This is a genomic window from Desulfobacca acetoxidans DSM 11109, assembly GCF_000195295.1.
GTDB classification, from domain to species: Bacteria; Desulfobacterota; Desulfobaccia; order Desulfobaccales; family Desulfobaccaceae; genus Desulfobacca; species Desulfobacca acetoxidans.
Genome location: NC_015388.1, coordinates 2,609,394 through 2,632,657, shown reverse-complemented (window position 1 = coordinate 2,632,657; position 23,264 = coordinate 2,609,394). Strand labels below are relative to the sequence as shown.

Genomic DNA, 23,264 nt, shown 5'->3' with positions numbered 1-23,264 from the left:
AGAATGCTGCGCTGGTTTCCACCAGGTTGGCATATGGATAGGCTGCCTGGGGATACTTGTAAAGATATTTCATGTAGGAGTGGGTGGGGGTGCTGTCCAGATAAAAGTAATATTCCTTGACGTCCTCGCCGTGGTTGCCTTCGGCGTTGGTAAGTCCGAAGAGGCGCTCTTTGATGATGGGGTCCCGACCGTTCCATAAGGCCAGGGCGAAACATAGGTGCTGCTTATCGTCGGATATGCCGGCCAGTCCATCTTCCCCCCAGCGGTAGGCTCGAGAGCGGGCCTGGTCGTGGGTGAAATAGCTCCAGGCGTCGCCGTTGTCGCTATAATCCTCCCGTACGGTGCCCCATTGACGTTCGCTGAGATAAGGACCCCACTTCTTCCAGGGCGCTTTGCCGTCCCTGGCTTCTTGCAGGCGAATGGTCTCTGTATTTTTGGCAGACATATTCACTCCTTAAATTAAGAGTTTCTTGGTATACTCAGTTGTATACCTTAACCATAGTGGAGAGAGAAAAACGGCCTTTTTAGTTTTTGGATTATAGCGGGTTGCTTGCCAGGACAGCAATTCCTTTGAAATATTAAATTGTTGAAGGTATGAGCCGCGTAGTGAAATCCTTCAAGATGATCTTTAGGAATGTATCCATAGACCTTATTATGTATTATTTCATTGAGTTTTCGCTCTGCGGATTTGGCTTTACGTTGCTTTATCCTTATTCGCCTGATATTCTTTGGCTCGGGGGTTGTTAACCGTGCTCGCCAGCCGTTGTAGCCATGCCCGCATCCTGAGTGGAATCGAAGTGAAGTGGATAACATAGCGACTTGATGACTCATCAAGAATCTGAACCACTTTGGCATATAACTCTTCCGACTTTACCTCATCGGATTTAACCTCCAGTCGAAGCATTATGTTAGAATGACGCGGCAAATTTCTGGCTGCTTCGACTACTGCCCGCCGTTGAGAAATTCCGGTTAGCGTGGCAGGATGCATCTGTTCATCAAGATGCTTGTCAGTCAATACTATGTAGTGAAACGGTAAGGGTTTACTAAGCATCGCGAAGATCGTCTCTTCCGCTTCGAGCATGAGTTCCGGGTAGTCTCCGTGGCCCAGCAACTCGCGACACTTGAGGGGTTCCCGCATGCCCTTAGCGTGGACTTTGACTTCGTCACCGAGGATGAGGCCCCTTCCAACGGCGTTTATTAATGTTGGTGAGACAAGCACCTGTCCACCTACGGTGAAGCTCTCGATGCGCGCCGTCAGATTGACCGTGCGCCCCACTACTCCATACTTCGAGCGCTTGGTCGAGCCGATGTTACCCACCACTACCTCTCCGGTATGTATGCCTATCCCCATCTCGATTTCGGGCCAATCCATTTGGAAGTTGTATTCATTCACCCCGCGCATTGCCTTCTGCATGTTAATGGCACAACGGACGGCGCGCCGAGCCGCGTCAGGCATCACCATGGGGGCACCAAAAAGGACGAAGATGGCGTCCCCGATGATCTCATCAATGGTGCCGCCGTGGTGGTGGATTAACTCGACCATGGCCGAGAGGTAATGGTTCAGCAAGGCCACCACCTCGGTGGCCTCCAGCCGTTCGGCCATGGCCGTGAAACCACGCAGATCGGACATCAACAGCGTCACCTCGCGCTTTTCGCCGCCCAGTTTCAGCCCTTCAGGCATATCCAGGAGGACCCCCACGATGTCGTCACTGGTATAACGCCCGAAGGTCTCGCGAATGAACTTATTGCGGCGCTCTAATTGCTTGTTCAAATCAACGAGTTGCTCATGGGAGTCCTTTAGTTGCTGGGTCATGCTGTTAAAGGCTGTAGAGAAATCTCCCATGAAATCCACCCTCTGATCGAGGTCCCCCGCCGCGATCTGTTGCGTTTTCCAGGTGAGGTGCTTGAGGTTGGACTGAAGTGCCTTGAAGGAATGGACCCCCACCATCTTGCTGGCCATTGGACGAGTGTTCAGTTCTCCCCGGGCGATCTGCTCCATAGCTTCGTTGAAAATAGCGAACTCAACGAGAAAGCGGTTCACGTAGGTGATGAGTTGCCGGATTTCATTGTCCGGAAGGTCATCCGGTATAGGAATCGGTGGCGGAACTTTCCCGGTGCGCAGGTAATGAAACGTTGCCGTTATGCGGTCAATGAGTTCCTCTTCAACAGAGAGCATCATGTCGCCTCATTTGGGAATTACGGTGAAACGGCAGACTCGCCCTCCGGAACCCCAGCAGTCCACTTCCTTGACGTGAAAGTCCTTTCCGGTGTAAGCAAGCAGCAGGCCAGCAATAAATCCCTCATCATAAATGCAAACCTCCTCCGAGCAAGCGGGAATGCCTGAACAATCAAGATCCTCGGCCACAGTTACCACGAAAGACCCCTTCTCGGAATCGGCCGATTCAACCCTGAAGATCCCGATGCCCAGCTCCTTCATGGTGCGCTGAATATCGGCAAAGAAGCTGGACAGGTCACTCTTATCGGTGACCACATTGTCGCAGTATTCTGCACCGGCTTTCTTGCCAGCCTCGGAAAAGATCCGGTCAGCTTTTTCGACCCCAAAATCCCGGATGAGGATGTCGCGCAGCGTGTATTGCATTAGACGATACACCGCCACGTGCACCATGGGACCGAGATTCGGACGGCCTGCTTCGATATCACCCAGCATGCTCCAGGTGAATTGACTCTCGTCCCGTTCTTCTCTGAACATACTCACTTCTCCTTTTGGGCGAAGAGTTAGCATACGGTTCGAAGGGCAAGCTTGCCGAATCGGCTGTGAACTCTTCCGGCGCGCAGACCCCCTTCAGTTCTTCCCAGCTCTTTTGATCGCCGCGGCAATCTCCTGGCTGAGCCTGGCCAGGGCCCGGCTTTGGGCTGCCACCAAGTCCGAGTAATCCGCACCTGTCACCGGCTCGCTGATACTGGACCGCATTGTTTGTACCAGCTTTTTTCCCGGACCCGTGAAGATGCTCCAACGGCTTTCCAGCCAGGCGGCCTCGCCCAACCGGCCGTCGCAACGCACCACGTCCACGGTAACCTGGTAGTCGATGAACACGTTCCCACGCCAGGGGTAGAGATTAATCCGTTCGGTGGGGAGAAGAAAACCGATATTGTCCGCCAGGACATTCACGAAGTTATCCTTGAAGGAGCCGACCCAGCGATCGTACTCGGCTTTGCCCACCTGATTGTCGCTGGTGCGGGTGACAATCTGCGACGTCTCGAGGTAATCGGCCAGATTGACGGGACCGATGCCAATAACCGCGTTTTGAGCTGGGCTTTCACTTTTTACCAGCACCTGATCTTTTTGCATTGCACTCAAGTTGTAAAAACGCGGTGTTTGACTCCTGCTCAGGCAGCCGCTGCAAAAAATGGCCACGATGACCAGGATTATTGGTAGGCCGCAAGAAAGTGGCGTCTCTCTCATGTTATTTCCCTCCAGGACTCTTCTTGCCGCGAATCACGGTTTCGGGGTGCTGTTCCAGATAATTGGCCAACTGCCGAAATGACCGGCTCATGGCGGAAATCTCTTTCATCGTGTTCTGCAGTTCAACTATCAGCGGTGAGTCTTCGGAAATGATCCCCCTGACAGAGGACATGGTCTTATCCAAACCGGTCCCCAGCGGGTCTAATTTGGCTTCGGCATTACGGGCCAGCTTACCGATATCTTTGACGGATTTTTTCACGTCGTCCGCCAGTGGATTAATCTGACCTTCCATTTTGACAACGATTTTGCGGACATCCTGGAGAGTATCTTTCAGAGCCCGGATACCGGCGATCAGGTCCGGGCCGTTAACGAACCGATCGATACCGGCCAGGGTCGATTCCAAGTGTTTTTTCAGTCCCTCGAGATCCAGCTTATCCAGGGTCTGGGCCAGCCGTTCGCTGGTGGACGGGATCGTTGGAATCTCGATAAAGTCTTTGCCGATGTTCTTCAGCACCACCGGCGTGCCGGGATGGAAATCAATCTCGATCATTAGTTGCCCGGTAATAAAACTCTGCATCGTCAGTACGGCTCGGAGGCCCTTGTCGATGAGCTTGGCTATATTTTTTCGGGGCTCTCTGGGTATTTTGCCGCCTTCTGCATGCACCTTGAATCTATCCGGCTCGAATTCGATGGTTACAGGAATTTGTGGCTGCAATTTAGCAGGGTCGACTTGGAGAACAATGCTGGTCACCGACCCGATTTGAACGCCCTGGAACAGCACCGGCGCGCCTACATTCAACCCCTTGACGGATTCATCGAAGTACAACACGCATTTCACGGTTTTCTTGAAGAACTTGCCTGACCCGAAGACCACCAGGCTGGCGGCCATCAAAATCACGGCAAGAACCACGAAAACGCCGATCATCATTCGGTTTGCTTGCTTAGCCATGTGTGCCCATATCCTATCGGTTAAGATTGCTCGCCCCGGGTTAAAAACAGGCGCAGATTGGGGTCTCGGGTTTTGGCCAAAAGCTGGTTCGGGTTGCCCGAAGCCGTCATGGTCCGTTTGGAGACATCCAGAAATACGGAATTGTTGCCAATCGCAAAGATGCTGGCCAACTCATGGGTCACCACCACCATGGTGGTGCCCAGGCTCTCCCGCAGTTCCAGAATCAGGTCATCCAGACGGCGGGCGCTCACCGGATCTAACCCGGCGGAAGGCTCATCGAAAAACAGGATCTCCGGATCCAGGGCCATGGCCCGGGCGATGCCGGCCCGTTTCTGCATGCCGCCGCTGATTTCCGCGGGATAAAACTCTTCGAACCCGGCCATTCCCACCAGCGCCAGTTTCAGTTTGACCACCTCGCGAATTTGGGCTGGGCTTAGATTGGTATAGGTTTCCAGCGGCAGGCCGATATTCTCGGCCAGGGTCATAGAACTCCAGAGCGCCCCGCTCTGGTACATCACTCCGGAACGGCGCATGATCCGGTTGCGGGTCTGGGGGGAGGACCCCCAGAAATCCACCTCTCCATAAAAGACCTTACCCTTGGCCGGGGCTTTCAAACCGATCAAAATGGTCATCAAGGTGCTCTTGCCGCAGCCGCTGCCACCCATGACGATGAAGATATCACCCCGGTTGATGGTAAAGGTCAGGTCCCGCATCAGGACAAAGTTGCCATAAGCCATAGTAAGATCGCGCACCGTTATGTGGGCTGCTTTTTCCGTCATGTTCCCTTTATCCGATAATGGTGGCTTTTCCACTTAAGGGCTAGCCGTCTCATATTCCCAGAAAGTTGCACAAAATGGTGATCGCCGCGGTGGAGACGATGATGCCGACAATGGCGGTGACCACTGCGGAGGTGGCCGCGTCGCCCACCGCCGAGGCGCTGCGGCCGCACTGCATGCCCCGCATGCACCCGGCCAGGGCCACGATCACCCCGAACACCGTGCCGGAAAACAGGCCGATGCCCAGATTCCACAGACCCACCGCCGCTGCGGTCTGGTTATAGTATTGAATAAAGCCGATACCGAGCATCCCGACCCCCACCGCCATACCCCCCAGGATGCCCATGACATTAGCGTACAGGCAGAGCAGGGGCATCATCAGGGCCAGTGCCAGCATACGCGGCAGCACCAGAAACTCCATGGGTGATATACCTAAAGTTTTCAAGGCATCGATCTCCTGGTTCACCTGCATGGTTCCCAGTTGGGCGGCGAAGGCCCCGCCGGTGCGGCCGGCCATGACAATGCCGGTCATAATCGCCGCCATCAAGCGCACCATGGCAATGCCCACCAGGTCGGCCACATAAATTTGGGCCCCGAATAGCTTCAGTTGGATGGCGCCGATAAACGCCAGGATCAGCCCCACCAAAAAACAGATGAGAGAGACGATGGGCAAGGCCTGGACGCCCACGGCCTGCATGATCAAACCTAAATCGGCGCGCCGGTACTGGGCCTGGCCGCGTATGAGCCTCAGAACCGCAATAACCGCATCGCCGATGAATTCCAGCAGTTCGCCAGCAGACTGGAAAAAATTGACGGTTTCATTGCCCAAAAAGGCGAGAAACGACAGCCGCTCCTCCACCTTATGGGCGTCTTTCTTTTCCGGCACCGCCGAGGCCAATTCCAGCAGTCTCTTGGCCCCAGGCGGCAGTCCGTCACGGTCCAGGTAGATGTTTTGCTGAGAGCAAAATGTAGCCAGGCTCATCAGGAAAGTCAGCAGCCCGGTGTCCCAATGAGCCAGCTCCCGGGTGTCGAAGACTAGGTTACGAACCCCTAGGCTACCTTCCAGCCTCTGCTGAACCCTATCGGCGGCTGGCAGTTCACCGCCAAGCAGCCAATCCCCGGAAATCATTACCTTCAGCGTGTCAGCCGAAGATTGCTCCATGATCATTTCACCCCGGGTCGTCATATGCTTTTTTCTCCATGGTATCTCCCTATAATGGTGGCCCAGAAGCGGTTTTGCATCTGGCCGGTAAGGAGCCGCACCAGAGTCAGGGCCACCAAGCAAATAACGATAGCGTAGAGGCCATCCCGAGGTAGGTCGAGGTGTTCGGCAATACAATAGGGAATCCATAAAAGGATCAAACCCAACGCCGGACCTATCACGTATGAGAAATGCGTTAATCTCTTCAGATCGTAACAGAGGTCCTGGACTGAAGAACATTTTGACTGTTGGCGGGTAATCCAGGCGCGGATAACCGCGACTACTTTGTACGCCGCCAGGAGGGCGCAAGCTGCCACGGCAAGTTGAGCCGCCATGGATCCGGAAAGCATGTGCTGAAAGAAATATTCCCGGGCCTGGGACACGATTTTGTCCAAACGAGCCAGATCAAAATGACTACCCATGCTGCCTCTCCCTGGGTAAATCAACCGAACTTGAGGCAATCAAGCCCTCCCCACCTATCCCTGGATACTTTCTGCCGTATGGTTTAATGTTCATCAACATCTCTCCCAGCGAAAAACTTTAAACTTCTCCTTGTTCCAGATATTGTCGGACTTCCTGCTCTAGTTCCAGGAGGAGTTTGGCATAGGATCTACTCAAATTTGTGGCTTCCTCGGAAGAGGCCTGCCGCCAATACTGCCTGGCGGCCAGGCAATCCCGGTAATCCTCGCAAAGGGACTGGAAGGAAGAACTTTGCTGAAAGAGTTGCCGGATTTTGTCCCCCTCCTGCGGGAAATTCTCTAACACTGATGCCAGCGCGGCACTTTGGGGAGCATCTTTGCGGCCTGTCGGGGTCATACCGTCCACCCTGGAAAAATCAAATTTCAATAGGCCCTGATTAACCCATTTGCTTGACCTTTAAAAGTAATAATACGGTAACATTACAGTAACATCGAGGTTCTTTACACTCTCGGGTAATTTCTGATATCATAGAGACATTCATAGCTCGTTAGGGGTACCCATGGCTGCCAAAGATAGTAATCAACTTCCTCCAAGATCTGGGGCCAGTCCTCCCCCGGAGGAGGCCATCCGGCAGCAACTTGGAAAAATCCTGATCAGTCCACAGTTTGTTGGCTCCCTAAATCTACAGAACTTTCTTAGATTTATCGTGGAAAAAACCCTGGCCGGCGGGGGCGCTGAAATCAAGGGTTACACCGTTGCCACCCAGGTGCTGGGGAGGAAAGCGGACTTTGACCCGAACTTGGACCCTATCGTCCGGATTATGGCAGGCAGGCTGCGCCGGGCCTTGGAGCAGTACTACCAGGTGCAAGGGCAAAGCGATGCGGTAATCATCGATGTGCCGCGGGGCGCCTATGTGCCCGTGTTCTGCTCATCTTCCCGGCAGGAGGACGCAGGTGAGGTAACTCTTAAAATTCTCAAAGAACAGATTTGGGCGCTCCCGCCAGGACCATCCGTGGCGGTGATGCCCTTGCGCAACCTGACGGGTGACCGTAAACAAGAGTTTTTTGCCGACGGCTTAGCCGAAGAAATCACCAACGAACTGGCCCGTTACCAGGATTTGCGGGTGATCGCCTTTCAATCCACCCTCTACTGGAAAGGGAAGGAACATGACGTTCGGGAAGTAGGTCGGGACCTGAACGTGCGCTTTCTCGTAGAAGGAAGCATCCGCAAGGCCGCCAGGACCGTAAAGATCGCCATCAACGTCATAGATACGCTGAACGGCCTGCGGCTCTGGGGGGAGCAATATCACCGGGAGCTCAGGGCAGACAGTCTCATCGCCTTACAGGAGGAGATCGCCCTTCAAGTGGCGGCCAGGATCGGCAGTTTATATGGCATCATCCCCCAAACCCTGTCACGGGAGTCTCGCAAGAAGCCCCCTGATTCTCTCAAAACCTATGAGGCCTTTCTGCACTTCTACCACCATGTCACCATCTTGAGCCCCCAGACTTTTGCCGAGACCCTAAAGGTGTTGGAGCGGGCCGTAACCCGGGATCCAGACTCTGGTCTTGCTTGGAGTTTGTTGGCTTTTGTCTATAGCCAAAGTTACTCTTTGCAATTAGCACCCTTGGAATCACCCTTGGAACAATCCCTGGTCGCGGCCCAAAAGGGGGCGGCTCTGGAGCCGGAGAACCAGTTGGCTCGGGTCGCCCTTGCCAATGTGTATTTCTTCCGAAATGATCGGGAGTTGTTCCTATCGGAAGCCGAAACTGCCCTGGCCCTCAACCCCAATGCGCCTACCCCCATCGGTTTTCTCGGCTGGCTCCTGGCCCTTTTGGGGGACTGGGAGCGAGGGCTGACCATCCTGGAAAAAGGCATGGCATTAAATCCCCACTTCCCCGGGTGGTTTCGGATGGCCCCATTTTTTTATTACTATCTTCAGGATAGTTGTGAGGAAGCCTATCAGGAAGCCCTGGCTTTTCGGATGCCTCAACTCTTCTGGGATCCACTTTTGCGGGCCGCGGTGTTAGGCCGGTTGGGAAGGGAGGGAGAAGGGGCCCAGGCGTTGGCGGAGCTGCTCCACCTCAAGCCGGATTTCCCTACTGGAGCCCGCTTTCTCATCAGTTGCTATGCCAAATTCCCCTACCTGGTTGAGGGTCTCCTAGATGGCTTGCGCCTGGTCGGCCTTAAGACCTGATGGATAAATTGCGGTCCGGGAAGGTTTCCCAAATGACGCCTCTCTCTACCCGGTTCCCGGACGTTAGCAGCAGTCGGAGGCAGCGCGCCAAGGAAAGACAATCCGCCCACCCGGACATTTACTGGTATGTTTGCGATAGGTTGGGAATAGGGTTGGAAATGATTTTCAAGGGAATAAAAAGAGGGGTCAGACTTTCATCTACCCCCTTGATTTTCATTGGCGGGCGATGGGTGACTCGAACACCCGGCCTTTGGTTCCGGAGACCAACGCTCTATCCACCTGAGCTAATCGCCCGCGTCTTTTCTATACAATGGTAACAGATATAAAATCCCTGTCAAGCACCACTTCGGAATTCAGGCCTCAATCCCGGCCGGTCTCTCATATCGGGATGCGACTTCCCTCTCTTATTTAAGCCTCCATTGTTTTTAAGCCGTGACCGGCATATTCTGAGAATTGTCCGAATAACGTTCTAACGCAGTCTCTCCAGCTGGAAGACTCCTTCTGGCGTCATTTCGGCCTGCAGGTCGAATTGTTGGATAATTTGATTGACTGGCCGGCCCAGAAGGAGATCCAGGCTGGCGGCAGGAACTTGCCATTCCTGCAGAAGCATCTGCCGCAAGTAATGATCAAAATGGAGGATATCAAAGACAACTTCGGTTGCCGCGGCTTTCTCCCCCAGCAGATCTTGGAGGGCGGTAGCCAGTCGGTTAATGGCGCAGCGCTCCTCGTGAGTAGCAATGAATTCCCACAACTCCGCAACTTCCCCGAACAGGGCCTGCCGGTTTAAAAAACCGGAGACGTCCGGCGCCTTTTCCAGTTCGGCCCGGTAACACGGGAGTTTGCGGCATTCCTGCGGCCTCTGATCATAGATGAGGCAGCGGTTGGGATTTGGGGCAAAGAAAAGGCAATGGCCACCTTTAGAGCTTTCTTTGACTTTCAACCGTTCCTCAGCAAGGACTACTTCTTCGCCGGTTTTGGGGGAGATGCTTTTCTCACCCCGACGGAGGGTATAGACCTCGGTCCAGTGGAGTAGATCGTCCTGAAACAGGGAAAGGTCGGCCATCATCAGGACTGGGGCGCCTTGGGTGCAGCATTCACCGCAGCGCAGACAGGTTCCCTGTGTCTGCTGCACCACCGCTTTGGCAGCCTGGACCAGAAGAAGCCAGCGGTCGGCGCGTTCCGGGGTGGTCAGGTCGTTCCAATCCTGATATAAGCGGTCAAAGTCCCCTGCCTGTTCGATCCGTTCTGTTAGGAGGCGGCGACGGCCGGATTTTGGGTTTAGATTTAAAAGTTCGGACAGGTATTCTTTCCAAAGGCTGAGCATCACTTCACGACCGCCCCGCTCCAGGGCGATGAGCGGGTTGGCACGAATCTTACCGGTAAACTTGGGTTTAGTGGTCATTTCGCTCTCGTATTACCAAAAAAAGCTTCCGGTTCCCGGTTGTTGCATAGAAAAAACTTGAAGTTTCAAGTTTTGAGCGCCGTAGGTTGGAAAAGCGAAGCACATGCCGCCTTCCGAATGCTCCGACACACATTCTTAGGGTTGGTGGGTAACCGGTAGGCAATGGCATTTATTATCATGATGTTGCAGGTTATAAGCAACGTGAAGTACCCGTTATCTTCGATTTGAGTATGAAAATTGTCTTATGGCGACTTAAGCCTGTTGTATAAAATAATGCAGCCCCACCGTAAGTTCAACCATGGCATCAAAATCAAGGGTGGCCAGCAGGTCCCGCGGACTGTGATAGTGGGGATTGCGCAAAAAGGCGGTGTCAGTAATCATGAGCGCCGGATATCCCTGATCCCAAAAACTGGCGTGATCGCTCAGGCGGCTTTCAGGTAACAGGTAGCCGCCCATAGGAACGGCGATGGAGGAGACCGGCAGATGGCAGCCGTTTTTCAGGGCATGTTCTAGAGCAGTTAACAAGGGGCGGGAGCGACGGTCAGACACCAGTGCGATAAAATTGCCCGTTGTCGGATAACCAAGATATTTTAGGGGGAAAGGTAGGGGTTGGCTGTCTGGTTCATGGCGGTAATAGCCGACCATTTCCAGACAGAGCATACCCTTAATCCGATCGCCGCGCTCTTTGGCCCGGCGGGCGTATACCCGACTGCCCATGTAGGGCGTGAGAAAAGCCGGGGGCTCTTCGGTGGTGAAGCCGATGAATACCCAGGGCGATGGGGGCCGCAAAGATCGGGCCAGTCTGGCCGTCTCCAACAGCACGGCAATGCCGCTGGCATTGTCATCGGCCCCGGGAGTGCCGGCTACGGTGTCAAAATGGGCCCCTAAGATATAATAGCCGGTATTGTTGGGATGTCCAGCAATGATATTGGCAACCCCCTGTCTCAGATAAAGGAAACCCTGACGGTTGGTAGGGTAACCCAGAGAGAGAAAGGTCTGGTGAACATAAGTTTCTGCCGCCTTCAAGACCTCGGGTCGATAAATACTGCGGTCTCCCAGAGTTTCGCTCAGATAGCGCACATGTTCAAAAAGACGTTGACGGATTTCGCTCTTGTCGGGCATCTCGCTCACCAAGTCAGAAATAGTCAATAGGGCTTACCTGTTTTTTCTGCCAATCGGTTGCTCAGTCTGACAAAATCATCGACCGAGAGGGTTTCCGCCCGGCGGCCGGGGTCGATCCGGAGATCGTGCAAGATGGCCAGGATGACTGCCGGGGAAGCACGCAGCAGAGAAGATTGGGCCGTCAGGGTGTTTCTTAAGGTTTTGCGTCGGGTCGAAAAAGCAGCCTTAACAACCTGTGCTAAAAAATCCTCATTTATTGCCGATGGTTCTGGAAGGCGCGGCCGGAAACCCAGGACCACTGAATCCACCTTGGGGGCAGGATAAAAATTGCTCGGTTTTAACAAGAACAGCCGCCGGAGATGAAAGTGGTACTGAATCAGGACCGACAAGATGCCGTAGTCCTTGCCGCCCGGTTGAGCCATCAGACGCAGCCCTACCTCCTGCTGCACCATGAAGAGCATTATTCTGATGGCGGTCTTTACCCCCATCAGTTTAAAAAGCAGTGGCGAAGTGATCTGATAGGGGAGGTTACCGGCCACTGTCAGAGACTGCCCCTCCTCACGGCTCAGGGCCAGATAATCAAACTTCAGGGCGTCTTGGGAGACGACCATCACATTTGAAAAACCAGGCAGGACTTCCGTGGTCAGGATGGGGATGAGGCGGCGGTCTAATTCCAAGGCGATAACGCGGCCGCCTGACTCAGCCAGAAAATATGTCAAGGCACCCAATCCGGCGCCGATTTCTACTACAACCTCCTGGCCTCTCAGCTCCAGGGCGGCTACTAAACGCCGCGCCTGATCGGGATGCAACAGAAAATGTTGCCCCAGGGACCGGTTAGGCGTCAGCCTGTGACGGCGGCAGAGTACTTTGGGGGAGATGAATGGCACTTTTCAGGGGTGCTGGTTTTTGAGCACGTAACCGGCGCACGGCCCACAGCATGAGGAAATAAGCAACCATGCCCGACGGTAGGGCGAGTAGAAGGCCGCCCGTTTGTAAGGCCAGATTCACCCGCCAGCCCAACTGCAAAAGCTCCGACAGGTTGATGGTATGGGGAAACGTTAAGTGCTGATGAGGATAGAGCAGCAATTTGCCTAACTTGAAGCTGAAGTAATACAATGCCGGGATTGTGATCGGATTACTGATCCAACATCCCATAACCGCAGCCGCCCGGGACACCCGCAAGATACTGGCCAGGGCCAAGGCGCTGATCATGTGAAAAGGGATGGTAGGCGTAACGCCGATAAAAACCCCCAGGGCCATACCCCAGGCGATCTTGCCGGGATCACCCTTAAGCCGTCGCAGTCGCCAATAACAATGGCGTATTTTTCGGCGTAAACGCATGGACTTCATAGACACTTATGAATGTATCTTAGAGGCGGCCAGGTTGGCAAGATGGATTGAGAAAAATAAGAAAAAATTGATAAAAAAGGAAAACATGGAAGACAGGCGTTACGGCAGATGGGTCTTGAATGAACGACGGCTATGGAACAGGCACCGTTTGGTATCAGTATAATCCTGCCTGGGAAGAATCAGGGTTCTCCCCAACGGTGGAACAATTGGTGCGGAATGCCGAAACAGTCTAAAACCTTGCCCAGGGTCTGATGGATCAGGTCTCGAATCGTCTGCGGTCGATGATAAAAAGCTGGCATTGGTGGCAGGATAGTGGCCCCCATAGCAGCCGCTCTTTGCATGAGCTCCAGATGTCCCAGGTGCAGAGGTGTTTCCCGTACCACTAAAACCAGAGGCCGACGTTCCTTGAGGGTGACATCGGCCGCCCGCACCAACAGACTGGCGCTATAGGAGTTGGCAATGGCAGAAAGGGTCTTGATACTGCATGGTATGACCACCATCCCGCGGGTCAGGAAAGAGCCGCTGGCGATCGGGGCAGTGAGGTCTTCATCCTCATAGGCTCGGTTTGCCAGTGCCTCGGCTTCCAGGGCGGAATATTCCGTTTCCATCTGAAAATTAAGGCGCCCGGCGCGGGTGATCACCAGATGACTCTCGATCTTGAGCTTCTTCAAGATGCGCAGCATTTCCAGCCCGTATATCACCCCGCTGGCTCCTGAGATTCCCACTACGAACGGCTTATTAGGATTACCCATTTCGTTTTTATTTCCTTTGCCACAAAAATTTTGGAGAGATCAGTTTTTTAGGACTGACTCGCATCGATGAGCCGGGCAGGGTAGGGCAGGCGGGTAAAATGATTTTTCAATTCGGATTCCGGCTACCAGTGGCAGATAATTCCCATTGACGGGGCCACCCCATACCATCAGGTTATTAGTTTCAGCGCCATGCAGCCAATGGTCAGGAAGATGACCACAGCAAAGGCCAACTGCCACTTGGGGGTAGCCCACTGGCGCTGCCAGGCGGCGCCCAACTGACTGCCTACGGTGCCTGAAACCAGCAGAATAATTACCAGGATCAGTTCCACATTGCCCTTCAGGCTATGGGTCAAAGCGCCATAGAAAGAGGTAAGTAAAAGTTCAAAAAGGTTAGTGCCGATAGAGACAACAGTAGGTACTCCTAAGACATAAATCAAGGCCGGCATCCGGATGAAACTACCACTGACTCCCAAAAGTCCGGTCAGCAGACCACTCAAAAATCCCACTCCCAGGACGATCCACAAGGAAATGGCGTCTACGCCGGAAACCGGCAGGGCGATCATCGGCCGCAGACTGATCATACGCAAGCGATTGGCCACCGGGGGTGCCATGGCCCCCGGGGGTTCCTCCAACATCTTGGTTTTGAGCGCGGCCTTGGCTTCACGGTAAACTAGAGAAGCGATCCATCCAAGTAGTAATCCATAGACAACGGTCATAAACAACTGTAAGAGACTGATCTTCCAGTTTCCTACCATAACGTCGCCGCCTCTTTTGAGTAGTTCGACTAAACGGGCACCGATCTCCACTCCAAAGATACTACCGCTAAACATCAGGGTTCCCAGTTTAAAATCAACATATCCTGAGCGTCCCAGGCGGATCTTGGCCATGGTGGCCGTTCCCACCATCTGGGTGAGATCAGTTCCCACTGCCACGTTATAGGGAATATTGAACATCAGGTTTAGCCAAGGTGCCATTAAAAATCCGCCGCCAACACCGTAAAATCCGTTAAGCAGTCCGAGTAGGAGCCCTATTACCACCAGCGCCGCGAGGTTGACCAGAAGATCGCCGTCGGTCGTAATGGTGTAAAACCAGCCGTGCAGTGGTTCGGTTAGCCTGGCTAACTCTGGATGGAGGACTTTCTGCCAATAGCCTGCTATCGGAAGCATCAGATTCATCAGCGTCTCCTAACAGAACCGGGCCTGGAAATAAACAGGCGTCGGTCCGATCCAAGCATATCCTATAATAGCCTAAAACTATTTCTAACCATTGATCCTTGACCGATGGCAGGTAAACGTTGGCCGCTCTCTTTAAATGCCGCCACCACCGAGCCGGATGTGACAGATTTTCTCGATCAAAACGATCACTCCATATAAGGCTATCCCTAGTACCACCGGGATACCCAACGCCGACGCCACGTACTGCCACTGTGGAATGAATGGCTGAGCTGGGCCTGCAGCACTTTGGGAAATCTCGGCCAACCATTGTCCTAAATGCATAATATGCTTTCCCTTCCGGCCTCGATATTGTAATATAATTCACTAAATATTGTATTGAACCCGGTTCCGTCCTGTCAAGCCGAGAGTAAAAATCCGGACTATATTTTTACGATACGTGCATCATGAAAAACCTAAACTTTTTCTTTTGCTTGATACTTCTAAAAATATCTATATATTATTTGGTATAAAGGTTTCCTGCCTCCGCCTATGTCTCCTTTCTCAATCTGGACAATAGTTAAATGAATGATTATTTTAATCGAAAATGCGTTTTAGATAAGGCGCTGAAAGGAGGGTCCTATGCGGCGCATACTGATTGCCGACAGCGATCCTCATATCCTGCTTCTCTGTCAGGATGAGCTGCGGGATGAGGGCTATGAGGTTTGTGTTGCCTCCAACGGCCGAGAGGCCCTCTTGCTGATTGATGAAGACTGTCCTGATCTGGTAGTGCTCGAAATCATGTTGCCTGACATGTCCGGTTTGGAGGCATTGCGGATTATTAAAGGAACCTGCCGCCAGACGCCGGTGATCTTCCACTCGACGTATGAACCGCCCGAAACTTGCGGTGTTCACCAGATAGATGGCGCAATCTTGAAGACACATGATATGGAAATTTTAAAGAAAACCGTACGACGTTTTTTGCCGAGCCATCAGTCGTCCAAGTATGATTGGCAGGGCCGGCAAGGCGCCAAAGCCTCTTTATGCAGTCAAGGAGCCTGTCATGGCTATAATGGAAATTAGCGTCGTTCCCCTGGGGATGGGAGGCGTTGGGGTCGGAGAATACGTCGCTGACCTTATCCGTTATCTGCAGAATAATAGTATTCCCTATAAGTTGACCGATATGGGCACAATTCTGGAAGGGGAGGTCGATCAACTTTTATCGGTAGCCCGTAATTTGCATGAGTTACCTTTTCACCGCCAGGTCAAACGGGTAGTGACGCACATTGCCATAGATGACCGTCGGGACAGAGAAGTACATCTGGAAGATAAAATTAAAGCTGTTACCCAACGATTGACTCAGAGTTAATACGCCTGCTATGCCTTCGTACAATAAAGATTATTATCAGATACTTGGAGTAAGCCGCGACGCCACTGAAGCAGAGATTAAAAAGAGCTATCGGCAGTTGGCATTAAAATATCATCCTGACCGCAATCCCGGCGATAAGGCGGCGGAAGAGAAGTTTAAAGAGGCTTCCGAAGCCTATGAAGTGCTGCATGATCCGGCCAAACGACGTCTTTATGACCAATATGGCCATGAAGGGTTGAGGGATTCGGGCTTTACCGGTTTTCGGGATTTCGGCGATATTTTCGGCGCTTTTGGGGATATTTTTGAAGACCTGTTCGGCTTTGGCGGTCCGCGACGGGGTCGTAGTCAGGTTCAGCCGGGCAGTGATCGCCGGTATGATCTGGAGGTCGACTTTGTCGAAGCCGCCCTGGGAACCGAAGTCACGGTGGAAATCCCCCGCAATATCAATTGCACAACCTGTCAAGGCAGCGGGGTTCGACCGGGAAGCCGGAAAATTATCTGTCCCGTCTGTGGCGGACGCGGTCAGATCACTCAGACGCACGGTTTCCTGCGGATCAGCACTACGTGTTCCCGTTGTCAGGGCCAGGGGGAGGTCATCGCCGAACCCTGTCCTACGTGTCAGGGGCGGGGTCGGGTTGTCGGAAAAAAGAAATTGTCCGTCAAAATTCCTCCCGGAGTAGACAATGGCATTCATTTGGTCATGACCGGAGAGGGTGATGAAGGTATTTTGGGGGGCCCTCCCGGCGATCTCTACATCGTGATTCATGTTCGTCCCCACAAATTATTTCGCCGAGACGGTGACGACCTGGTGTTTTCACTGCCCATTTCTTTCTCCCAGGCCGCTTTGGGCGACGTTGTTTCCATACCTACCCTAAATGGCAATAAAGACCTGACTATTCCTCCTGGAACCCAGCCGGGTGAGGTTATCCGTCTCAAAGGGGAGGGCGTACCACATCTCAAAGGTTTTGGCAGAGGTGATCTACGGGCGGAGATCAAAGTTACAGTGCCGCGTCGGCTCAATGAGCGTCAAAAGGATCTGTTAAAGAAATTTGCCGCCGAAGAAACTCCCCACAAAAAATTGAAACAACCGCCTCCGGCCAAGGGTTGGCTGGAGAAAATCCAAGATTTCGTCGGTTCTCTCATACCGTAATTGCAAACCTAAGGATTGCAGCTAAAAAACATAGATTCAATAAGGCTCAGAGGTGAAAAAAATCCTTTTCGAATGTTGAATCTTTATGATATAATTCACAAGAAGGTTGCGGAAAGCTGACCGGAAAATGACGGGTGCAATTGCACCAGACAGATAAAGAGGATCCTATGGCATCAAAAGAGCTCACCTCTTGGGATATTTTGCGAGACCCTAACCGGATTTTGTTGGAAGAAGACTACGGTTCCTGGTTGACGCTCCTCATCTACCTGCTGACCTGGGTTGTAGAAATAGGCCTGTTGTTTGTCATTGCCTTGGATCTGTTGCGGCGTTAGCCAGCCGGGGCATGAGTATCGGCGGTGTTCGTGGCGACCTAGGCGGTATCCGGGCTTATCACCCACATCCGGGTCGACCTTGCAACCCACGCGATTCATCCCCATCTTGACGCCGTTAAATAGTGCGTAACATAATAATAAAGAGAACCAGGACACTTGTTTTCTGTCACAAGGCCCTAGGTTTATTGGCTGCCGGATCGATTGTCGTCGATTCGGGAACTGATGAAGTGGAACCTTAGGGAGGCCTTGCAATCATGATCAATGAACTATTAGCTCCAGGTGGTAGCCTGGAAATGGTCGAGGCGGTGCTCAAAAATGGCGCCAACGCCGTTTATGTCGGTTCCAAGGGTTTCAGCCGGCGTAAATGCGTCTGGGAAATGGAAGACAGCCAGATCGGTGAGGCGGTTAGGATTGCCGAAAATCTGGATGGGAAAATCAGGGTGGCTTTAAATGCCGAAGTTCCCGAAGATAAGTTTGCCTTAGTCCTGAAGAAGGTGGAAAAATACGCCGGTTATGGTATTGAGGGGGTGATCGTCAAGACTCCGGCCCTCATGCAGTTGATTCATCAGAGATTGCCGCATTTGGTCATCCATGCCAGTGTCGGTTGCAACATCCAGACAAAAGAGGAAATGGCCCGTTATCTGCCGTTAGGGGTTACCCAGATCGTCGCCTCCACCGAGATCGATACGGTCGACAAACTCCGCCGCTTCAAAGCTGACGCTGATAGCCTGGGGGTCAAGACTGAAGTTCTTATCCACGGCAATCGCTGTATCGGCGGGGTAGGCAATTGTATCTTTCATGAACTCATAGCCGATTCGTATATCCGTAAAGTTTATCATGACGAAGACGGCAACGAGATTGTCGAATACGAAGGCTGGCCTGATCGGAGTGGCAGTTGTTTCCGTCTCTGCCTGCTGACTGATGCGCAACGGCAGAAGGTGCTGGCAAAACGGGGGTGCCCGCAACGCGACATCGATGATATTAACGAGCGTGTCCGGCGCAACCCGAATGTGGCCTTTGCGATCCTGGGGGACGAACTCAAGCAATATCTGGATTTGGGTCTGGCTACCGTCAAGGTGCAGGGCCGAGAATACGCTGTTAGTATGATAGGTCGCATGATTAACTGCTACCGCAAGCTTATTGATGCCCACGCCCAAGGTGAGGATATCAACGCTCCTATGTTTCTGCGTCTGCAGGATACATTGAGGGATATTGTCGCCGAGCGTGATCGGGCACGTTGGGAAAAGACCCACGAACTGCATCGCAATATTATCGGCCTTTACTGAGCCTTATCTCCCTAACAGGAACGGAAGCCTGTCCCCCAGAGACAGGCTTCCTTTTCGGGGAAGCGGCCTGATGCACGAACACAAAACCAAAGACCGAGCCTCCCCATCAGGATTCTATCAACCCTTCCTGAGATTAAGAGAAAATCTGCTCCAATCGTGTTCAAACCTGCCGGTCAAACCCTGCCCCCCCCGTTTCCGGGCGACGGACGATGAATCCAGTCTTTTTGCCGTTGCCATGCAGGAAGTAATTCCTCTGGATCGGCAAGGAGCGCACAGCGTGCCCTATTACGCCCGACAGTGCGCACCGGTGGTCTCCGTGAGCGAAGATGTCGAAACGTTGTGTCGGTTAACCGAACTCGTTGACGGCAAAGGTCATTTCGATCTTTCCCTGAGTGATGAGTATGTTGAAGGGCAGGTTCCTTATCTTGATCCGAGAGTCGCCGCCGCTCTCAAAGCCGGGGTCTTGCCGATTCAGGACTACCGTGACTTGCACGGTCTGACGGTTGCAGGCGCTCAGGACTGTCTGCGGCAATTCTTGGCTCTGGCCGCCGCCCGTGACTATCGTACCGTCCTGGTAGTGCATGGACGGGGGCGCAATTCGCCTGATCACCTGCCGGTCCTGAAGAGCCATCTGCAACAATGGCTGACTATGAAGCGATTCCGCCGCCAGGTGCTGGCCTTTGCCTCGGCGCAACCGTGGGATGGTGGTGTGGGGGCTCTTTATCTACTTCTCAGGCGTCTGCAGCCTTGCCAAAAGAGAGAAAAAAGGCGGATCTAACCTTCATGCCGCGTTATGCCACACGTTTGGTGCCAATTCTGGTCTGGACAATAGTAATCTTCTGCAGTTTCCATAACTTGCGAAATTTCCCGACAATCTGGTGGGATGAAGCCATCTTTTCAGAAACCGCCGCCAATCTGGCCCAGAAGGGGCGTTATGCCTTTACCATAGAGAGTCCTGACAAACTCAGCGATTTTGATTATCGCATCAGTGCCGGACCGGTCATCATCGCACCGGTAGCTTTGGCCTATTATCTTTTTGAGGTAGATATCTTTTATGGTCGGCTTGTGGCCGGAGTCTTCCTGTGCCTGGCATTTGTGTTACTGTATCTGAGCGCCCGGTGTCTGCTGCCCCGCGGTCCCTCCCTCTTGTCAGTTCTCCTCACTCTCGGCACTACGGACATCCTCTATTGGGGACGCAGTGTCATGGGAGATATCCCGGCCATAACCTGTTTTTTAGGAGGGATTTTTTTTGTTCTTAAGGGTTTGCAAGAGGAGCGGCGGTCCTGCATGTGGGCCGCCGGCTGTTGCCTGGGTCTGGCGGTGGCTGCCAAGGAATTCTACGGCCTGGCTTTGTTCCCGGTTCTGGCGATTCTTTTCTGGACCTACCGCCGTCGTCTTTTAGAACTGACGAAGACTGCTGGAGTACTGCTTCTGGGCTTCTTCCTACCTCTGGCCGTCTACCTGATCGTCAAAGCCTTTATCCTGGGTGGCTTACTGCCGGCCTTGAACCACTTTTATGTTCAGAAGAAGTTGCTCTGCCATGAATTTTTTACACCCATGACGATCGGCCGTTTCTATCCGGAAAGTTTTGCCTATCTCCTGACCCATCCGCTCTTTATCACTGGCCTGATCGGTTTCTGGCTCTACCAGCGTCGGAACGGCTGGTCTCCCTCTTTGCGGTATTGGCTCGGCAATCTCTCTCTCTGGGGTGTCTTTTACCTCCTGGCGGTCTATTGGCAACGCTTTGCTTTGCCCGTCCTAATTCTCTCGAGTCCTTTCGCCGGATATCTGCTCATAGCCACCTTCAATGCCCTTTCTGAGGCCGCCGCCCTCCGCCGTTTTCCGATGTGGGCCAAGATCAGTGTTTTGAGCATGATGATTGCCCTGGTTTTTCCACTGTCGATTTTTTCCTACCTGCCGCGCATTATGAACAGTGCCGACGATAGTCCCCATAAACTGGTAGATTACCTCCAGCGCTCCATACCTAATGACGTCCTGATTGAAACCCCGGAATATGAACTGGTTTTTTTAGACGATGAGCACCGTTATCACCTGATGCCAGCTTTTTATTTTGTGGAATCCACTCCTGATAAGATTGTCCTGCATAGTCCGGAGACGGGGAGGTATGATTTTGCGAAGGTAAAAGCCGACCTGCTGATTTTGGGCAGTTTTGGCAAAAGTGTGTTCCGCCAGATTTATCCCTGGTCTCAAGTGCGGCGGTATTATAAGAAAATCAGCACTATCGATTATTATGACATCTATCTGCGCCGAGATAGCAACCTCGGACGCCAGGTACAGGCGTTAGGTTTAGGCCCATCCGCTCGTTAGCTTCCCTATTGCTTATGACCCAGCCAATCATGGCGGTTAATTCCCATCGATCCTCCGGGGATTTTTTAATCACTTTCCTCAAAGGAAAGAGGTTGGACCGATGGTCGAAGAAAGGGTTATTTTCCACAACAGCGCCAGTAAAGCGGTTTCCGGTGGTCCGTCTCCCGGTGCGTTTGCCTGCCCCGCTAACAGGTTAGCACGATGCCGCCGCGCCAAACCTTGGCCCTCATTCTCAAAACCCAGGATTATGGGGAGGCTGACCGTCTGGTGGTCTTTCTTACTCCCGATGAAGGGCGGGTCACTGCCCTGGCCAAACACGCCCGCAAGAGCAAACGCCGGTTTGCCAACTGCCTGGAACCGTTTTCCCTGGTACAGGCGATTTACACTGCCAAACCCAACCTGGAACTGGCCCGGTTGGACCGCGGCGAACTGGTGGAGGCATTTCCCGAACTGCGTCGCAGCCTGGACACTTTGGCGGCAGCGGCCTGTTTGACCGAAACTGCCATGGAAATCGTTGGCGCTATTGATAATCTGGCAGAGTTATTTGCGGCGCTGCAGAGTTCGCTGACACATCTGGCAACGGGACTGCCTTCCTGGTCTCTGCTTTGCAGCTACCTCATCCGGCTCTTAGCCCTGGCGGGATACGGCCCGAGTTGGCAGACCTGCCAGGTTTGCCGACGGAATACCGATGGGTTGGTTTGGTTCAGTCTCAATAAAGGCGGTATTGTCTGTAGTTCGTGTCTTGGCCAGAGTCAGGGGGAGCGACTCTACCCCCTGCATCCCGGTGCCCGCAAGCTCATCCTGGCGGCCCAGCGACTGCCCCTGGAAAATCTCCCCCGCCTGCGGTTTCCGGAGTTGGCGCAGAAAGAGACATTGGCCCTACTGAATGGCTTTATTCGCCAGATATTGGGCAAGGAACTAAAATCATTTAATTTTATCGATACATTACGCAACTTCCAAAAACGGTCGACTGACCCTCATGCTCATACTCGGAATTGAAACCTCCTGCGATGAAACCGCAGCCGCAGTGGTGGCGTCCGGACGCAAAGTTCTGGCGGATGTTGTGGCTACCCAGTTCGATCTCCATGCCGATTATGGCGGGGTAGTTCCGGAACTTGCCGCCCGGCGGCACCAGGAAAATATTCTGCCGGTCATCCGGGCGGCCCTGAAGCAGGCGAACGTTACGCTCCGAGAGGTACAGGCTATTGCCGTCACTCAGGGGCCGGGGCTAATCGGTGCTTTGGTCGTCGGCTTTGCCGTAGCTAAATCCATGGCTTATGCCTTGAAAGTTCCTCTGCTGGGGGTGCATCACCTGCAGGCTCATATTGCTGCCGCCTTCTTGGGCGATGCGCCTCCGGATTTTCCCTTCATTGCTTTGGTGGTCTCCGGCGGGCATACCAACCTGTACCGGGTGGAGAGTTTCAGACAGATAATACTGCTGGGCCGCAGCCGGGACGACGCCGCCGGCGAGGCCTTTGACAAGGTGGCCAAGTTGTTGCAGTTGGGCTACCCGGGCGGCGTGGCCATCGAAAAACTCTCTGGCCAGGGAGACGCGCAGACTTTTGCATTGCCCCGGCCCCGCATCCACCATGAACCCCTGACCTTCAGCTTCAGCGGTCTCAAAACGGCAGTGGCCAATGTCCTCAAGAGGAACCAGGATATCATCCGAACGCCTCAAGGCGTGGCCGACCTGGCGGCCAGCTTTCAGCAGGCAGTGGTGGATTCATTGGTCAGCCGGGCCCTGTTGGCTGTCCGTCGGCATGACTACCCCTGTCTGGTAGTGGCCGGCGGCGTAGCCGCCAACCAGCGCCTGCGCCAGGAATTACAGGCCCAGACCGCGGCCGCTGGGGTGAAATTGTTTCTGCCGTCACTCAAACTGTGTACCGATAACGCCGCCATGGTTGCGGCCATGGGTTATCATCTTCTGCAGGCGGGGGAGACATTGGATCTGAGGGCGGATGTCTTTGCCAGAGGGTGAGATTATCTCAGACTCGGATGACCAGGGTCAAAAGAGAAGGTCAGCCAAGTTAGAATTACGGATGCACAGCTTCCGGAAAA

24 protein-coding genes, 1 tRNA gene and 1 pseudogene are annotated in these 23,264 nt (G+C 53.3%); 10 read left to right on the top strand and 16 right to left on the bottom strand.

Annotated features, from left to right (window positions below; genetic code table 11):
• Positions 1–10 precede the first annotated feature (10 nt).
• The 9 genes and pseudogenes from DESAC_RS11835 to DESAC_RS11795 form a co-directional block, all read right to left on the bottom strand.
• Positions 11–445 (bottom strand): annotated as a pseudogene (locus tag DESAC_RS11835) (hypothetical protein); the annotation flags it as partial.
• Between the two features lie 249 nt (positions 446–694).
• Positions 695–2,179, bottom strand: coding sequence for an adenylate/guanylate cyclase domain-containing protein (locus DESAC_RS11830; protein WP_083800287.1), 1,485 nt, complete (start codon positions 2,177–2,179; stop codon positions 695–697).
• 6 nt (positions 2,180–2,185) lie between these two features.
• The gene (locus DESAC_RS11825) at positions 2,186–2,710 is read right to left on the bottom strand and encodes a V4R domain-containing protein (protein ID WP_013707305.1); all 525 of its coding nucleotides are present in this window, start codon (positions 2,708–2,710) and stop codon (positions 2,186–2,188) included.
• Between the two features lie 93 nt (positions 2,711–2,803).
• Entirely contained in the window at positions 2,804–3,424 is a 621-nt protein-coding gene (locus tag DESAC_RS11820; protein ID WP_013707304.1) for a PqiC family protein, read from the bottom strand.
• Between the two features lies 1 nt (position 3,425).
• The gene (locus tag DESAC_RS11815) at positions 3,426–4,373 is read right to left on the bottom strand and encodes an MlaD family protein (protein WP_013707303.1); all 948 of its coding nucleotides are present in this window, start codon (positions 4,371–4,373) and stop codon (positions 3,426–3,428) included.
• Between the two features lie 20 nt (positions 4,374–4,393).
• On the bottom strand, positions 4,394–5,152 hold the full coding sequence (locus DESAC_RS11810) for an ABC transporter ATP-binding protein (RefSeq protein ID WP_013707302.1): 759 nt from the start codon (positions 5,150–5,152) through the stop codon (positions 4,394–4,396).
• Positions 5,153–5,201: 49 nt separating this feature from the next.
• Complete coding sequence (locus DESAC_RS11805; protein ID WP_013707301.1) at positions 5,202–6,335, bottom strand: MlaE family ABC transporter permease; 1,134 nt, start codon at positions 6,333–6,335, stop codon at positions 5,202–5,204.
• Complete coding sequence (locus DESAC_RS11800) at positions 6,332–6,772, bottom strand: hypothetical protein (protein ID WP_013707300.1); 441 nt, start codon at positions 6,770–6,772, stop codon at positions 6,332–6,334. Before DESAC_RS11800 ends, DESAC_RS11805 begins: the two co-directional genes overlap by 4 nt.
• A 118-nt stretch (positions 6,773–6,890) precedes the next feature.
• Positions 6,891–7,166, bottom strand: a complete 276-nt coding sequence (locus tag DESAC_RS11795; protein ID WP_013707299.1) for a hypothetical protein — start codon at positions 7,164–7,166, stop codon at positions 6,891–6,893.
• A 163-nt stretch (positions 7,167–7,329) separates the two neighbouring features.
• On the opposite strand from DESAC_RS11795, the gene DESAC_RS11790 reads away from it, so the two are divergent.
• Positions 7,330–8,964, top strand: coding sequence for an adenylate cyclase (locus DESAC_RS11790; RefSeq protein ID WP_013707298.1), 1,635 nt, complete (start codon positions 7,330–7,332; stop codon positions 8,962–8,964).
• Between the two features lie 217 nt (positions 8,965–9,181).
• On the opposite strand, the gene DESAC_RS11785 is transcribed toward DESAC_RS11790, so the two are convergent.
• The 7 genes from DESAC_RS11785 to DESAC_RS11755 all read right to left on the bottom strand — a co-directional run bounded on the left by DESAC_RS11785 (position 9,182) and on the right by DESAC_RS11755 (position 14,765).
• Positions 9,182–9,258, bottom strand: a tRNA-Arg gene (locus DESAC_RS11785).
• A 175-nt stretch (positions 9,259–9,433) separates the two neighbouring features.
• Positions 9,434–10,366 (bottom strand): YkgJ family cysteine cluster protein, encoded by a 933-nt coding sequence (locus DESAC_RS15395; RefSeq protein ID WP_013707297.1) that lies wholly within the window; start codon positions 10,364–10,366, stop codon positions 9,434–9,436.
• Between the two features lie 252 nt (positions 10,367–10,618).
• Complete coding sequence (locus DESAC_RS11775) at positions 10,619–11,515, bottom strand: M28 family peptidase (RefSeq protein ID WP_052301956.1); 897 nt, start codon at positions 11,513–11,515, stop codon at positions 10,619–10,621.
• Entirely contained in the window at positions 11,512–12,375 is an 864-nt protein-coding gene (gene rsmA / locus DESAC_RS11770) for a 16S rRNA (adenine(1518)-N(6)/adenine(1519)-N(6))-dimethyltransferase RsmA (RefSeq protein ID WP_013707295.1), read from the bottom strand. Before rsmA ends, DESAC_RS11775 begins: the two co-directional genes overlap by 4 nt.
• Positions 12,323–12,838, bottom strand: coding sequence for a DUF2062 domain-containing protein (locus DESAC_RS11765; RefSeq protein ID WP_083800326.1), 516 nt, complete (start codon positions 12,836–12,838; stop codon positions 12,323–12,325). The genes rsmA and DESAC_RS11765 overlap by 53 nt, the downstream gene beginning before the upstream one ends.
• A gap of 179 nt (positions 12,839–13,017) precedes the next feature.
• Positions 13,018–13,590 carry a UbiX family flavin prenyltransferase gene (locus tag DESAC_RS11760; RefSeq protein ID WP_013707293.1) on the bottom strand — a complete coding sequence of 191 codons (573 nt, stop codon included), beginning with the start codon at positions 13,588–13,590 and terminating at the stop codon, positions 13,018–13,020.
• A 167-nt stretch (positions 13,591–13,757) separates the two neighbouring features.
• Entirely contained in the window at positions 13,758–14,765 is a 1,008-nt protein-coding gene (locus DESAC_RS11755) for a sulfite exporter TauE/SafE family protein (RefSeq protein ID WP_013707292.1), read from the bottom strand.
• Positions 14,766–15,383: 618 nt separating this feature from the next.
• On the opposite strand from DESAC_RS11755, the gene DESAC_RS11745 reads away from it, so the two are divergent.
• From DESAC_RS11745 to tsaD, 9 genes are all read left to right on the top strand, one after another.
• The gene (locus tag DESAC_RS11745) at positions 15,384–15,824 is read left to right on the top strand and encodes a response regulator (protein WP_013707290.1); all 441 of its coding nucleotides are present in this window, start codon (positions 15,384–15,386) and stop codon (positions 15,822–15,824) included.
• Positions 15,805–16,110, top strand: coding sequence for an MTH1187 family thiamine-binding protein (locus DESAC_RS11740; protein WP_013707289.1), 306 nt, complete (start codon positions 15,805–15,807; stop codon positions 16,108–16,110). The genes DESAC_RS11745 and DESAC_RS11740 overlap by 20 nt, the downstream gene beginning before the upstream one ends.
• A gap of 10 nt (positions 16,111–16,120) precedes the next feature.
• Complete coding sequence (gene dnaJ, locus DESAC_RS11735; RefSeq protein ID WP_013707288.1) at positions 16,121–17,260, top strand: molecular chaperone DnaJ; 1,140 nt, start codon at positions 16,121–16,123, stop codon at positions 17,258–17,260.
• A 167-nt stretch (positions 17,261–17,427) separates the two neighbouring features.
• Positions 17,428–17,592: a hypothetical protein gene (locus DESAC_RS16320; RefSeq protein ID WP_013707287.1), complete on the top strand. Its 165-nt coding sequence runs from the start codon at positions 17,428–17,430 to the stop codon at positions 17,590–17,592.
• A gap of 254 nt (positions 17,593–17,846) precedes the next feature.
• The gene (locus DESAC_RS11725) at positions 17,847–18,878 is read left to right on the top strand and encodes a peptidase U32 family protein (protein ID WP_013707286.1); all 1,032 of its coding nucleotides are present in this window, start codon (positions 17,847–17,849) and stop codon (positions 18,876–18,878) included.
• Between the two features lie 70 nt (positions 18,879–18,948).
• Positions 18,949–19,656 (top strand): Smr/MutS family protein, encoded by a 708-nt coding sequence (locus tag DESAC_RS11720; protein WP_013707285.1) that lies wholly within the window; start codon positions 18,949–18,951, stop codon positions 19,654–19,656.
• Positions 19,657–19,661: 5 nt separating this feature from the next.
• Positions 19,662–21,206 (top strand): ArnT family glycosyltransferase, encoded by a 1,545-nt coding sequence (locus DESAC_RS11715; RefSeq protein WP_013707284.1) that lies wholly within the window; start codon positions 19,662–19,664, stop codon positions 21,204–21,206.
• A gap of 201 nt (positions 21,207–21,407) precedes the next feature.
• Positions 21,408–22,205: a DNA repair protein RecO gene (gene recO, locus DESAC_RS11710; RefSeq protein ID WP_013707283.1), complete on the top strand. Its 798-nt coding sequence runs from the start codon at positions 21,408–21,410 to the stop codon at positions 22,203–22,205.
• Positions 22,186–23,184 carry a tRNA (adenosine(37)-N6)-threonylcarbamoyltransferase complex transferase subunit TsaD gene (tsaD, locus tag DESAC_RS11705; RefSeq protein ID WP_013707282.1) on the top strand — a complete coding sequence of 333 codons (999 nt, stop codon included), beginning with the start codon at positions 22,186–22,188 and terminating at the stop codon, positions 23,182–23,184. The genes recO and tsaD overlap by 20 nt, the downstream gene beginning before the upstream one ends.
• Positions 23,185–23,264 lie beyond the last annotated feature (80 nt).